The following is a 13884-nucleotide window of genomic DNA, read 5'->3' as shown; positions in this document are numbered from 1 at the left end:
CTCCACAGTTTTCACTACTAAAAGAGTCAATGCCAGAGCAATCAAATACTGGTAAGCCGTTTGAGGTTAAGGCAAAGGAGTCGGAAATAATACTCGGGACAACGATAAAAGATGAGAAGATAGAGATAGAAAGAAAGCAAGAACAACCAAAACATAATATGCCAGCAGAGGTTAAAGTCCAGGAGCCTGAATTAGCAGACGGCACGACGATAAAACAAGAAAAAGTAGAGATAATTTCCTCACTCTCCACTCCGCAGTTTTCACTACTAAAAGAGCCGGTGACAGAGCAATCAGGTAAGCCGTTTGAGGTTAAGGCAAAGGAGTCGGAAATAACACTCGGGACAACGATAAAAGATGAGAAAATAGAGATGGAAATAAAGCAAGAACAACCAAAACATAATATGCCAGCAGAGGTTAAAGTCCAGGAGCCTGAATTAGCAGACGGCACGACGATAAAACAAGAAAAAGTAGAGTCAATTTCCTCACTCTTCACTCCACAGTTTTCACTACTAAAAGAGTCAATGCCAGAGCAATCAAATACTGGTAAGCCGTTTGAGGTTAAGGCAAAGGAGTCGGAAATAATACTCGGGACAACGATAAAAGATGAGAAGATAGAGATGGAAAGAAAGCAAGAACAACCAAAACATAATATGCCAGCAGAGGTTAAGGTCAAAGAGCCTGAATTAGGAGACGGCACGACGATAAAAGAAGAAAAAGTAGAGTCAATTCCCTCACTCTCCACTCCGCAGTTTTCACTACTAAAAGAGATAGTGCCAGAGCAATCAAACACTGGTAAGCCGTTTGAGGTTAAGGCAAAGGAGTCGGAAATAATACTCGGGACAACGATAAAAGATGAGAAGATAGAGATGGAAACAAAGCAAGAACAACCAAAACATAATATGCCAGCAGAGGTTAAGGTCAAAGAGCCTGAATTAGGAGACGGCACGACGATAAAACAAGAAAAAGTAGAGATAATTTCCTCACTCTCCACTCCGCAGTTTTCACTACTAAAAGAGCCGGTGACAGAGCAATCAGGTAAGCCGTTTGAGGTTAAGGCAAAGGAGTCGGAAATAACACTCGGGACAACGATAAAAGATGAGAAAATAGAGATGGAAATAAAGCAAGAACAACCAAAACATAATATGCCAGCAGAGATTAAAGAAGAGGAGCCGAAATTAGTAGTTGGGACAACGATAAAGACAGATATCCCACAAATCCAAAATCCAAAATCTAAAATCCAAAATTTTATAGATGATAATCCAATCCGCAATCCGCAATCCGCAATCCGCAATAATGAAGATTCACTATTATCACTTATGCAAAAAGTAGGAGTTGAAAAGATAGAAGAGATGTCTAAATTGCCTATTTTTAAACCACAAGAAAATACTTTTATTCCAATGCATCAAGAAAAAGAAGGAGAATTACTCCATAGAATACTACCAGTGTTATTCCAGGAGAGTATGAATTTTAAGAGAGAAAAAGAGGAAGATAATATTAAACCAGAAGATAAACAAAAATCATCTATAAATTTACCAGAAATGTTTAAATCAGTAAAAAAGAGAATAGTCTTTACTGAAAATAGAATAAATCAGCAAGATGAATCTGTGGTATTAAAGGATAATAATATAAATTTAAGTTACAATTCAGCGATTCAAGGGACAAATAGGGTAGAAATCCCAGCTTCATTACCTGATGCAAGTATGACTAATTTAATATTTAAGGAAATACTTTATGAATTCATAGAAGAAGCATCTCTTCATCTGAAAAAAGATAGTTCGGAGATTCAGGTTAAACTCAAGCCCGAATATCTGGGTAAATTAGAATTAAAAATAACCCAGCAGGATGGAAAGATATTCGCTAAATTTGTCGTAGAAAACTTTGAATTAAAAGAATTAATTGAGTCAGAACTTGATTCCTTAAAAGAAATCCTTGTAGAAAAGGGACTTGATTTACAGGGTATTGAAGTCTATGTTGGTCAGGAACCAGGAAAAAATTTAGAAGAAAGGCATCAAAGGTATATTGATAATATAAAAATATCTTCCTACAATGAAGAGGACGAAAAGGTAGGGGAAAGAGGTGATGAGAATAGGATATTAATAAATGCAAGTCCAGGTGGTAATAAATTATTTTGGTTTATCTCAAAAATTGATTTTATAGCATGAGAAACGCTCATGCCCACAGGAAGTGGGCACAAAGGAGGATGAAAATTAATGGGACAGAGATTGGAGTCAATGGTCATTAGTCAATGACCATTGACCAGTGACCAAAAGGAGATAAGCGTGAGGAGTGATGTTTTCTTTATTTTCTACTCTCTACTCTCTACTTCCTATTTTCATGAGAATCTATCCGATTTTAGGGGTAGATTGTAAGTCTAACAATTACAATGAGATAAGACAAAATAATATTTTTTTTACATAAATTGTTAAATTTTACTTGACAAAAAAGAGATTAATTTATATACTATATGACAATATGTATCTGTTTAGCGTTCTATAGTTACGAAAGGCGTTTCGGTAAGCGTTCAGGTGGTGTAACAAAAGGAGATGTGGAGATTAAGGAGAGAGGGAGATATTATTAAAAAAAATATTGAAATTAGTAGAAACTAATAGAAATTTATGGAAATTTGTTGTTTTCCACAATCAATTTCTACCTATTTCTATAAATTTCAATCTATTTCTATTATCTTATCTCCATATCACTCTTATCTCCTTATCCCCTTTCTTACACTATTTGATATATAGCCTGAACGGTTACAAAAATTCTATAATGTAGTAACAAAAATTAAAAAAGGGAGGAAGGATTTAAATGATAGGATCATTTTTTTCAGGGGTAAGTGGTTTAAAATCTCATTTGATGTGGTTAGATGTAATAGGGGAAAATTTAGCCAACATCAACTCTACTGGTTTTAAGAGGTCGAGTGTGTCGTTTGAAGACATTCTTAACCAAAATCTTAAAAGTGCGGTAGCACCTCGTGGGGATGTGGGAGGTATCCTCCCAAAGCAGGTTGGTTTGGGCACAAACTTGGTTACTATCCAGACAGTATTTACACAAGGGCAATTACAGCCTACGGGGAGAAATACTGATTTAGCCATAAATGGAGAAAAAAGCTTTTTTATTCTGAGTGACGGTGTGAGTCCTAACTTTCGCTATACAAGAGCAGGAAGTTTTGATTTCGATAGGGATGGAAATCTGGTAAATCCAGGAAATGGATTTAAGGTTTTAGGGTGGAATGCCCAGAGAGACTTTGTTACAGGACAACTTTTGAAAGATGCGGCTAATAGGACTATAATCGATACTACTGGTGAATTGACCGGGGTAAAGATAATTAAGGGTGATATTATGCCCGGGAAAGCCACTGAGTCTGTTAAATTTACAGGTGACCTCAAATCTCAACAAGTATTACCTGTAGATTTTAAAAATTTATCTTTTATGAAAAGTGTGGCGAGTGTCGTGCCAGTTTCCAAAGACCGGGGAGGAATAGACATTACAAAACCATGGAACCAGGCAGGATTTAATGAAACACCTGATGGGAAAATTATTATTAATGGTGTAACATATAAAGTTGGAGGAGAAGGTGGATATGAAACACCTTCTGCCTTGATGAATGCAATCAACATCTCGGCACAAGCAAATGTAACCATCAAATATGAAAGTGATAAATTTATTATTACACCAGATAATGCAGATGTCCAGGTATCATTAGGTGAGGTAGCTGATACACCAGGGCATGGGTTCTTTACGCAAGTATTCATTACGAGCGGCACAGAACAAGCACCATTTACCTATAATGTCAATGCCAGGATGGAACTCCAATTTGAACATCTTCTTGACCCGCAACATCCAGACCGTAATTATTATCGCTGGAAGGCAGTTGACCCAACTACCACTGAGTTTATCACAACTAATGCTTATCATTTCGAACGTGGTGACCCACTGCGAGGCCCAAATTCCCTGGACCCCGGTAAAGTCATTGGAAAAGTAATAGGTATGGGTGATAGTGTCACCAAGGTGTTTGATTTAGGTGACCCGGATATAGACCCGACTGCTCTTGAAGTATACATTACTAAACCAACTGGTTCGATGATGGTTACTTTAGCAGGGAAGTCATCGGCATCTATGGTTATTACTGGTACAGATCCAAATCAAACCTCTATTTATTATTTTGATGATGATGGTGAGGATGTGAGATTTGGGGCATCTTCAAATGGTGTTGACCGACTATATTTTCCTTATGCACCTTTAGCCGGAGCCACAATTGCTGTTGATTATAAAAGAAATGGTTATAATATGCATAATTCAACTGTTGACCCAACAAGATTACAAATAAAGGTAAACGGTCAGGTTCAACCAGGCACAACCTATAAATTCCATAATAACCAGGGTGTAGGTGGAAATGACCAGATTACTTTCTATTCAGCAAGTAGTAGTGAAGAGGTGGTAACAGATACATTAAATGTTACCAGACCTTTTAGAGAGGCGGGGTTTAATTGGTGTACCGCGAGTGCTCCGTGGACAAATTCAATGCTTGCCAGTCAGGTAACATTTAGATGGCAGGGTGGAGAGTGGATATCACCAATGTTAAGCACATTTAACTCAGTGGAAGAATTTATGTCTCTTGTAAAAACCAAAACAAATGGTATTGTGAAACTATCATATAGTGCTAAAGAAGATAAGTTTTTTATGACGAATACTCAGGCAATTTCAGCGATTCAAACCAACTCAGCGGGATTTCTTAGTCTGGCTAAATTACCCGGAGAAGGATTTCATATGAATGCCGTACCTGGTAAAAGCTGGGTAACAATATCCGCTGATGCAAATCCGCAAAGCCGTGAAGAGATAGTAAAAAATACATTAGATTTAACACAATCTTTTGTCCGAGCTGGATTCAATACTGTGCCTACACTTTCAAGTCATGTTTCTGTTACCTGGGAAGTAAGTCCGGGTCTGTGGACCAGCTGGTCATCGAATAGTAATATTCCTTATGCATGGCCCGACGGACTTACAGGAAATCCCTCAAATAAAAGTGGCACGGTGCAATCGTTTATTAATCTCTTTAATGATGCTTACTCAACTGGTATTACATCACCATTACCAATGCCGCTTATTCTTAGATATGACCCACAAAAGGATAGATTCTATTTGATAAATACTAATCCGGCAAATCTTCGTGTCAGAATTCACCAGACTGATGTTAATGGTTTCTGGACAGCGGCTAATATTCTAAATCCTGGGCTTGCCTGGGTTGATGTCCCCCATTCACCGGTTCAGGAAACAGATACAATCGTGGCAGACTATTACTATAATAAAACCGTAGAGGCACGAGGGATATTACAATTAGATAAAAATGGTCAGGTAATTGATAATTATGTTGATACAGAGGCTTCTCCAGTTATTTACAGTAGTTCAAAGGTATTAAGCGGAGATAGAACACTAAACTTAGCCGCTGGTTGGGACCAATTTGAAGGAGGCACGGTAGATGGAACAATCAAAATTACATCGAGAAGTGGAATATATATCTCGCGGTCAATTACTACGGCTAATTATCCAACAATAAATGCTTTAATCGATGAAATCAATGCCAGTGAAGCGAGGGTAGTTCTAACCTATCATGCCGATATGGATAAATTTAGCCTTAGAAGTCGTGAAGAGGGTGATGAAATAACACTGGAAGAAACAGGATTACATCCTTTCTTTTCTGCAATCAATATTGCTACAGGGACAAAGGTTGGAGGTAATAATAACTCTGTTATGGATTTAGAAATAGAGGTTCCTGGACCAGAAGATGGATGGAGGGAAACAACAGGATTGTTTGGGACAGGAAATGATTTATTTAGAGTAAATATCATACCTAATGTGGTTAGAAATGAAGAAGTAGGTGAAGCAGGTCTGGGAAGGCGTGGGACCCAGGTGATTGACGAAGGAATGTATAGGGGATCTATGTCAGTTATTACCCTGAATAATGCTGATGTAGATGAATCAACTATTGTGATAAAGTATATCATTGATGGCATGTTCAACTCAGTTGTAGGTGAAAATTCCTGGGTATTTTCAGACGGCACCGGACCCGGTGGAAGGGACCAAATATTTGTGACAGGAGTAATATCTTCCCTGGTGAGTTATACCCGATTAAATTCGTTTGATTTAGATAATCCAGATGTAGATGATACATCTTTAGTTGTAAAAGTAGATGGCAGAATTATACCACGAACAGATTGGATATTTGAAGATAACAAAGGAACTAATGGAGTTGACCGTATCCTTTTACAACCAAATGCTGGTTCACAATACTATATGCCAGACCCATTGGGTACTATATGGGAGGTGAGAAATCCAGGGACATTAGGTGCAGGTCAAGTAACCGTGGATTATCGTCGGATATTCCCGCTGGCAGTTGATGTCTTTATCCCTAATGGAAATGAAGGACCAGAAAATATCACCTTTACACCAAATACCACGAAAACGAATTACCCAAGTAACGCTATTCCTCAATTAGCCAGTTCTGGAGAGGCAGTAACCACAAATCTAAAACTACAATCAGAATATCAATATACTACTCCGCAAGATATCTATGACGCCCTGGGAAATCCTTATAAAGGGAATTTCCAATTTGAGCGATTAAGTTACAATAAATGGCTGTGGTATATAATGAATCCAGTAGAAAGAGAGAAGATAGCGGGATATGGTATCTTAGCCTTTACAGGTAATGGTCTACTGGATAAAGAAAATTCTCAAATATTTGAGTCACCATCTGACCCGTTAGACCCGGGTTCAAGATATAAAGGGATATACTTTGACCCACCACCAACACCTACTCCACCAGAAACTGATGGTGCACCACCACCAGAAAAGGGTCAAAATCCAAATAAAATTATGCCTGACTTTAATCAAGTTACACAACTTTCTTCAAACCCATCTACAGCAAAGGTAAGCGAACAGAATGGATATAGGATAGGAAAACTTATTGATGAAAAAACAAAGATAAATTCAGAAGGGGTAGTTATTGCTGAATATGATAATGGGCAAACGCAAGATATTGGCCAGATATCTATGGCTAAATTTGATAATCCATCTAGTCTGGCAAAACTTGATGCAACAACCTTTGCGGAAACAGTTAATTCTGGCACTTCTTCCATAGGTAAACCAGGATTGGATGGACGAGGAACGATAAGTGCAGGTCAGTTAGAGAAATCAAATGTTGACTTAGTTCAAGAATTTGCTGATATGATTATTGCCCAGCGCGCCTTCCAGGCTAATTCAAGAACCGTAACTACCGCAGACCAGATGTTTATTGATATTATCGCGATGAAGAGACTATAATAGAAAGTAGGGACACATCCTATATTTTTCGTAACCGTTCAGGCTATATATCAAAAGTGTAAGAAAGGGGATAAGGAGATAAGAGTGATATGGAGATAAGATAATAGAAAGAGATTGAAATTTATTGAATTCGAAGAATGTTGCGAAGCAAAAATAGGTAGAAATTGATTGTGGAAAACAACAAATTTCCATAAATTTCTATTAGTTTCTACTAATTTCAATTTTTTTAATAATATCTCCCTATCTCCTTAATCTCCACATCTCCTTTTGTTACACCACCTGAACGCTTACTATTTTTCACAGTTTTCCGCCAGTTAAAGGTTACACTTTTAGATAAAGAATGAAATTTTAGGAAGGTGACCAGAGTCACATAGGCATAGGCATAGGTCAGGTGGAAGGAAATAATTCAAACTGGGCAAGTCAAATAATCCACAAATTGCACAGAGAGGAATATATTCTTTCACCTGGCACTGTGCCTTTTTAATGGTGATAAATGATTAAACTAACTCGACTTAATGGTCGTGAATTTTTCCTTAACCCACATCAAATCGAAAATATGGAAGCTAACCCTGATACCACGATAACCCTTATCTCCGGAACCAAATATATCGTGAAAGAAAATATTGAGACAATAATTTCAATAATTATAGAATATCGGAAAAAGATGGGGATGTTTGGAAATGAAGATTGAAAAACTCCAGCGGGGGAGATAAAAAATTAGTAAGCGTTCAGCCACAGAGGCACAGAGTTCACAGAGAATCAGGAAAATTAGCCACAAATGGACACGAATTATAGCACTTATTAATCGAAATTTGACAGAGATATGGCTCTGAAATTCCAAATCACAAATTTCAAATTCCATTTAGTGAATTAGTGAATTAAGCAAATTAGTAAAATCTAATCTCTAATTCGCTTTTTGGTATGTGGAATTTGGTGCTTATTTGAGATTTGGTGCTTGGGATTTGGGATTTTTTACTTATCCACTCTGAGTAAAATTTTGACTAATAACTGCTATATTCCCTCTGTGACTCTGTGGCTATATCCTTGAACGGTTACAAAATGGCATTTTGCAGAACCCTAAGGAGGTAAGATGATGAAAGAACCATTAAGATATTTAGAAAATGCAAAAGAGATATTAGGTAAGTCTGGAATTGAAGAGAATAGATATACAGATGACAAGTATGTAAAATCAGCCTGCGGTGTTGCTTATTTGGGGGTTCTAAAGGCTATTGACGAACATCTTTTAGGAAAGGGACTTACAAAAAAAGAATTACCTAAAAAAGTAGACGAATATAAAAAGGCTATCCAGAAATATCTTTCAGTGCATAATGGAAAACTCTTTAAGCAGTTTGATGATATCTATGATGAATTACATATTGCAGGCTATTATAGAGGGATTCTTCACTCTGTGGATACGGTAAAAGGAGCATTAAAAACAGCCAAAGACTTTATAGAAAAGATTAAATGAAACATTTATGCCAACTTTGTCGACACATTTTGAGCTTTCTCAATAAACTGGATAGAGGCTTATCCTTACCCACAAGTTGGGTAACAAGATGAGGTAATCAAGGATAAACTATAAATGGGAGATTAGAGATTGCAGGAGAGCGGAGTGAGTGGCAAAATTCCAAATCACAAATTCCAAAATACAAATAAATTCCAATGACCAAAATTCAAAATTCCAAACAATATGATTTAGAAGAAAGAACTTATCAATTTGCTCAAGAGGTTGCTTTATTCTGTAAGAAACTACCTAAAACTATTACTAATATCGAATATGTAAAGCAAATAATTAGGGCTTCGGGTTCAGTTGGAGCAAACTATATTGAGGCAAATGAGTCTTTAGGCTCGAAAGATTTTAAGATGAGGATAAAGATTTGTCGTAAAGAATCAAAAGAATCTGCTTATTGGTTAAGATTAATAATTGGAACTAACGATGAAAAATTTAAACAAGAAGGAGAAAGGCTTTTCAAGGAAGCAATAGAATTGAAGAAAAAATTTTCTTCAATTATTGAAAAGTCTAAATGAATTTCCATCGTTGTAATATAAACTTTGGAATTTGGTGTTTGGGATTTGGTGTTTGGAATTTGGAATTTATTTGGAATTTGGTGCTTGGAATTTGGAATTTCTATCTAATCTGTCCACTAAAAGATGTGGGTAACGATAAGGGATAGAGGGGGGATGCGGATGAAGAAATAAAACTTTTTTGTAAAATGGTTAGCGGTAAAACTGACCAGTGGGTAAGGAAAGTAAGAGAGTCCTTACTAAAATAGTAAGCGAGTGGATTTAGTAAGCGGATTTAGTAGTAAGCGGATTTAGCAGATTGAGCGGATATTTTTTATTTTTTTCCGCTTAATCCGCTCAATCCGCTTACAATAAAATCTGTTTAATCCGTTTAATCCGCTTACAAAAAAATTCAGGAGGTATAAAAATGAAAAAATTTTAAGGTTGATGGTTTTAGGGATAGGGTTTTTAACCCAGGAGGCAAAGGCAGCGGATTTGTATGTGCCAGGGAGTTATACAACCATTCAGTCTGCAATTAATGCGGCGGTAAATGGAGATAGGGTGTTAGTAGATGATGGGACATACACTGAGAACATCAATTTTCTGGGCAAAGGTATCACTGTGGAGTCAATAAATGGCACAACCAGTACCATAATTGATGGCAATACCAGTGGTAGTGTGGTAACCTTTAAATCTAGCGAGGGAACTAAGTTGGTTCTGAGTGGGTTCACAATACAGAATGGACGAGCTGACTATGGCGGTGGGATTTTTTGCTACTACTACTCCTCGCCGACAATTACCAACTGCACCATTAGTGGAAATTCAGCTGATTGTTCTGGCGGCGGGATTTGTTGCTACTCCGTCTCGCCGACAGTTGTCAACAGTATCCTATGGGGTGATACTCCAGATGAAATCTATTTAAGTGACAGCTCTATAGACATCACCTACTCTGATATCCAGGGCGGTTATGCAGGAGAAGGCAACATTGATGCTGACCCATTGTTTGTTGGTGCTGGTGATTATCACTTAACCCCAGATTCACCCTGTATCGATACCGGCACCAGTACAGGAGCACCACCAGATGATATCGATGGTGATATAAGACCACAGGGTCCAGCCTATGATATGGGCTCGGATGAGTATGTTGAGGAAATACAACCACCTGTCCCTGATATAAAGGCAAATGGCTCGGATGGAACAATAACTACCTCAGGACCAGTATCAATCACCATTGAACTTAATTCAGGAAGTTATGCCGGTCAAAATGCAGATTGGTGGCATGTTGCAGATACACCTTTTGGCTGGTATTGGTATCAGGTAAGTGGAAATACATGGGTGTCAGGTCTGACAGTTAGTTATCAAGGACCTTTATTTGACCTGACTCCTCCATTTAATACCTTGAACACACCTCTACCTTCAGGGACTTACACTATCTACTTTGGAGTGGATATGAATATGAATGGAGTGATAGATTTTGGTAGTCTGTATTATGACCGTGTAGTAGTCATAGTGCCATAAAGAAAAATGGTGGGGTCAGACCTGATTAATTCTGCTTTCGGGTCTGACCTCAAAGGTCCTCCCTATAAAATAATAAAAATGGGTAGGAAAAGAAATGAATAAAAAATTGTAACTATTCACCACGAAGGGTACGGAGAGCACGAAGTGAAATTTGATGAATTATCGAATAGAGTCATTGGATGCACTATAGCGGTGGATCGAACTCTTGAGCCATGTTTGTTTGAATTCAAGTGGAAAGATTGGAAGAAGGCATAAAGAGATTTGTTCTGTAACATCTTAGTGTCCTTCGTGCTCTTCGTGGTGAATAGTTACACTTGTAGCTTTATTAGTTTTGGGAATGCTTTTGGGGATAGGTGAGGTTGCCACTCAAACAACGATTACTACTACCATTTAGTGTTCATTCGTGGTTTTTATTCTACCTATTTTTCAGGAGAACGCCCATGCCCCTGCAGGGCACAAATGACGATGAAAATGGGAAGGGAACACACCCCTAACCCCTCTCAAGAGGGGAATACAACCCCCTAACCCCCTTTGTTAAGGGGGGAATAAACTTGCTTTTCATCGGTTCCTTGGTCTATGGTCTGTAGTCTATTTTCAGGGGAATCTGTGTAATCTGCGAAATCTGCGGATTAAAATAAGGAGTAATCTATTATGGCAGAAGAGGAAAAAGCAGAAGCAACTGCGGGTGAAGAGGCCGCAGAAGGTGAAGAGAAAGGTAAGCCGAAGGGTGGCTTACCAAATATACTGATGATAGCGATTGTGGCGGTAGTAGTCCTTGTAATTGCCGCTGTTGTTGCTTGGTTTGTCGCGGGAAAACGAGCAACTCCACCTGAATTAGAATTTGAACCAGAAACTACTCATGAGGAAAAACTCCCTCCAAAACCTCTACATGTTTATCAGATTGGGGCATACCTCGCCAGATTATCTGACCCTGAAGAAGACCACTATGTTAAAATTAGTGATGTGACTTTATATTATAATGCTGAAAAATATGATATGTTATCTGCAGAATTAGGTGAACGAGAAACTCAAATTAAGGATATTATTAATACTGTTCTCATAGGGAAAACAATAGAGGTAGGAACCGTTGAGGGGAAAAAGGCATTAAAAGAAGAATTGAAAAAGGCACTCAATGAGATATTACGAGAAGGAAAAATTGAGGATATCCATTTTCAAATACTTGTTCAATAGGTATGAGTGCTTACTATCCAGTGAACACTGAGCCAAAAATTGTGTCATCCGTGTTCTATTCTTACGGCTATTTTCAGGAGAACGCCTATGCCCACGTAGGGCACAAAGGACGATGAAAATAGGGAGGGAACACACCCCTAACCCCCTTTATTAAGGAGGAAATAAACTTGTTTTTCATCGGTTCCTTGGTCTATGGTCTATGGTCTGTAGTCTATTTTCAGGAGAACGTTCATGCCGACAAGTCGGCACATAGGAGGATGAAAATAGTAGGTAGGAGATAGAAGGTGGGAGATAGGGAGATAAGCGTGAGGAGTGGTGTTTTCTTTACTTTCTACTCTCTACTTTCTACTCTCTACTTCCTATTTTCAGGAGAATAATGTGACTAAAAAAAAAGATATAACCGAGGATTTAAAAGAGCTTGAAAAACGGGTTGTAGAATTTGATTTTAGAAAAACTAAAGATGTCGGTAAGGAAAAAATTGCTTCTCTACAAGTAATATTTGATGCCTTTTCTCAGAAAGTTGCCTCCTCTTTATCGGCTAAATTAGCCTCTACAGTTCAAACAAAAGTTTTAACCGTTACTCAATTTGCCTATGCTGATTTTGCCAAAACTATTCAAGTCCCAACGGTGCTCGGAATGATAGATATGAGTCCGTTGAAAGGTATGGCGTTAATTGAGGTAACGCCTAATGTGATATTTAATTTTATTGATAGATTATTAGGTGGTAAGGGTGAGGTTATCTCACTGACACGTGGATTGACAGATATTGAATTTGAGGTGGTAGAAGGTATTATGGGAGATTTTGTTAAAGATTTAAAAAATGGCTGGGCTAATGTAATTACCTTAACCCCTCAGGTCAAAAGGATTGAATCAAATCCACAGTTTGTTCAGATTACTTCCCCGCAGGAAAAAGTACTTGTTGGAACCATAGAAGTAAAAACAGGTGAAACAACAGGAAATATGACTCTTTGCCTACCTTTCCTTACAATAGAACCAATAATTTCAAAATTCACTGGTGAAGGTGAACCTGCCCTATCAGAAGAAATAAAATCAACCGCCTCCCCAGAAGATATGGCTAAAATGCGAAAAACTATAACCGATGTAAATATCCCTCTTATTGTAGAGTTAGGTAAAACTGAAGTAACTATGCGAGATATGTTAGAATTAAAAGAAGGTGATGTCATGAGATTAAAAACTAAGGTGGACGAGCCATTAGTTATGTATGCCAATGAAATACCTAAGTTTAAATGCCGACCAGGAATTATCGGAACTCGCATAGCAACACAAATAATTGGACGCATTGAGTCAGGAGGAGAGGACTAAAATTACTAATTACTCGATGTTCAAGTTTTTTAAAGATATAAAGATTTAACCGCAAAGAGCACAAAGGAAGATTTCGCAAAGGACGCAAAGGAAGGAAAGAAACACTCTGCGGTGAACGGTTACTCAGATGGTAAATTAGGATTGCTTATAAATTTCAATGTATTAAGATTCAAGGAAGGAATTAAAAGGGTGGTGAACAACCTATAATCTTTGTGTTCTTTGCGGTTAAAAAAGGATAAACCACTTAATCTTAAAAAAACTTGAATATTGAGTTATAAAAATATGGAACATTATAAATTTGAAGAAACCTGGGATAAATTCTACACCGATGGAACTTATGTTATGTGGGTTCCGGGTGAGTGCCTGGTTCAATTTGTGGCGAAAGAGATTGAAAGAAAACAAAAAAAAGTGAACCGCATCTTAGATTTAGGCTGTGGTAATGGAAGACACCTCATCTATTTAGCCAAAAAAGGCTTTAATGTCTATGGAATAGACATTTCACAAAAATCACTCCAGATTACACAAAATTGG

The 13884-nt window shown here is 37.7% G+C and carries 11 protein-coding genes; 10 read left to right on the top strand and 1 reads right to left on the bottom strand.

Features of this window, described 5'->3' with window-relative positions:
* The 3 genes from AB1414_07000 to AB1414_06990 all read left to right on the top strand — a co-directional run.
* Window positions 1-2162, top strand: a 2162-nt coding sequence (locus AB1414_07000; GenBank protein ID MEW6607190.1) for a flagellar hook-length control protein FliK, incomplete at its 5' end; no start/stop codon positions are given.
* Window positions 2163-2615: 453 nt separating this feature from the next.
* Window positions 2616-2741: a hypothetical protein gene (locus tag AB1414_06995; GenBank protein MEW6607189.1), complete on the top strand. Its 126-nt coding sequence runs from the start codon at window positions 2616-2618 to the stop codon at window positions 2739-2741.
* 64 nt (window positions 2742-2805) lie between these two features.
* The gene (locus AB1414_06990) at window positions 2806-7317 is read left to right on the top strand and encodes a flagellar hook-basal body complex protein (protein MEW6607188.1); all 4512 of its coding nucleotides are present in this window, start codon (window positions 2806-2808) and stop codon (window positions 7315-7317) included.
* Here AB1414_06990 and AB1414_06985 read toward each other — a convergent pair.
* The gene (locus AB1414_06985) at window positions 7312-7509 is read right to left on the bottom strand and encodes a hypothetical protein (GenBank protein MEW6607187.1); all 198 of its coding nucleotides are present in this window, start codon (window positions 7507-7509) and stop codon (window positions 7312-7314) included. The genes AB1414_06990 and AB1414_06985 overlap by 6 nt on opposite strands.
* A 301-nt stretch (window positions 7510-7810) precedes the next feature.
* Between AB1414_06985 and AB1414_06980 the strand changes: the two genes are divergently transcribed.
* From AB1414_06980 to AB1414_06950, 7 genes are all read left to right on the top strand, one after another.
* On the top strand, window positions 7811-8008 hold the full coding sequence (locus tag AB1414_06980; protein MEW6607186.1) for a flagellar FlbD family protein: 198 nt from the start codon (window positions 7811-7813) through the stop codon (window positions 8006-8008).
* Window positions 8009-8407: 399 nt separating this feature from the next.
* Window positions 8408-8785 carry a DUF5618 family protein gene (locus AB1414_06975; GenBank protein MEW6607185.1) on the top strand — a complete coding sequence of 126 codons (378 nt, stop codon included), beginning with the start codon at window positions 8408-8410 and terminating at the stop codon, window positions 8783-8785.
* A 194-nt stretch (window positions 8786-8979) separates the two neighbouring features.
* On the top strand, window positions 8980-9345 hold the full coding sequence (locus AB1414_06970; protein MEW6607184.1) for a four helix bundle protein: 366 nt from the start codon (window positions 8980-8982) through the stop codon (window positions 9343-9345).
* Between the two features lie 423 nt (window positions 9346-9768).
* The gene (locus AB1414_06965) at window positions 9769-10839 is read left to right on the top strand and encodes a choice-of-anchor Q domain-containing protein (protein MEW6607183.1); all 1071 of its coding nucleotides are present in this window, start codon (window positions 9769-9771) and stop codon (window positions 10837-10839) included.
* Window positions 10840-11490: 651 nt separating this feature from the next.
* Entirely contained in the window at window positions 11491-12030 is a 540-nt protein-coding gene (locus AB1414_06960; protein ID MEW6607182.1) for a flagellar basal body-associated FliL family protein, read from the top strand.
* Window positions 12031-12408: 378 nt separating this feature from the next.
* Window positions 12409-13353, top strand: coding sequence for a flagellar motor switch protein FliM (gene fliM, locus AB1414_06955; protein MEW6607181.1), 945 nt, complete (start codon window positions 12409-12411; stop codon window positions 13351-13353).
* Between the two features lie 267 nt (window positions 13354-13620).
* The coding region (locus AB1414_06950; protein ID MEW6607180.1) for a class I SAM-dependent methyltransferase at window positions 13621-13884 on the top strand (264 nt) is incomplete at its 3' end.

The organism is bacterium (assembly GCA_040755795.1).
GTDB lineage: Bacteria > UBA9089 > CG2-30-40-21 > CG2-30-40-21 > SBAY01 > JBFLXS01.
Note: the sequence above shows the minus strand (reverse complement) of the source record. Positions and strands in the feature narration are given on the sequence as shown.

Excerpts from the sequence above, each read along its gene's own strand:
- AB1414_06960 (MEW6607182.1), top strand. The coding sequence starts at position 11,491 with ATGGCAGAAGAGGAAAAAGCAGAAGCAACTGCGGGTGAAGAGGCCGCA.
- AB1414_06970 (MEW6607184.1), top strand. The coding sequence starts at position 8,980 with ATGACCAAAATTCAAAATTCCAAACAATATGATTTAGAAGAAAGAACT.
- AB1414_06965 (MEW6607183.1), top strand. The coding sequence starts at position 9,769 with ATGGTTTTAGGGATAGGGTTTTTAACCCAGGAGGCAAAGGCAGCGGAT.
- AB1414_06990 (MEW6607188.1), top strand. The coding sequence starts at position 2,806 with ATGATAGGATCATTTTTTTCAGGGGTAAGTGGTTTAAAATCTCATTTG.
- AB1414_06980 (MEW6607186.1), top strand. The coding sequence starts at position 7,811 with ATGATTAAACTAACTCGACTTAATGGTCGTGAATTTTTCCTTAACCCA.
- AB1414_06995 (MEW6607189.1), top strand. The coding sequence starts at position 2,616 with ATGGAAATTTGTTGTTTTCCACAATCAATTTCTACCTATTTCTATAAA.
- AB1414_06985 (MEW6607187.1), bottom strand. The coding sequence starts at position 7,509 with ATGGAAATTTGTTGTTTTCCACAATCAATTTCTACCTATTTTTGCTTC.
- AB1414_06975 (MEW6607185.1), top strand. The coding sequence starts at position 8,408 with ATGATGAAAGAACCATTAAGATATTTAGAAAATGCAAAAGAGATATTA.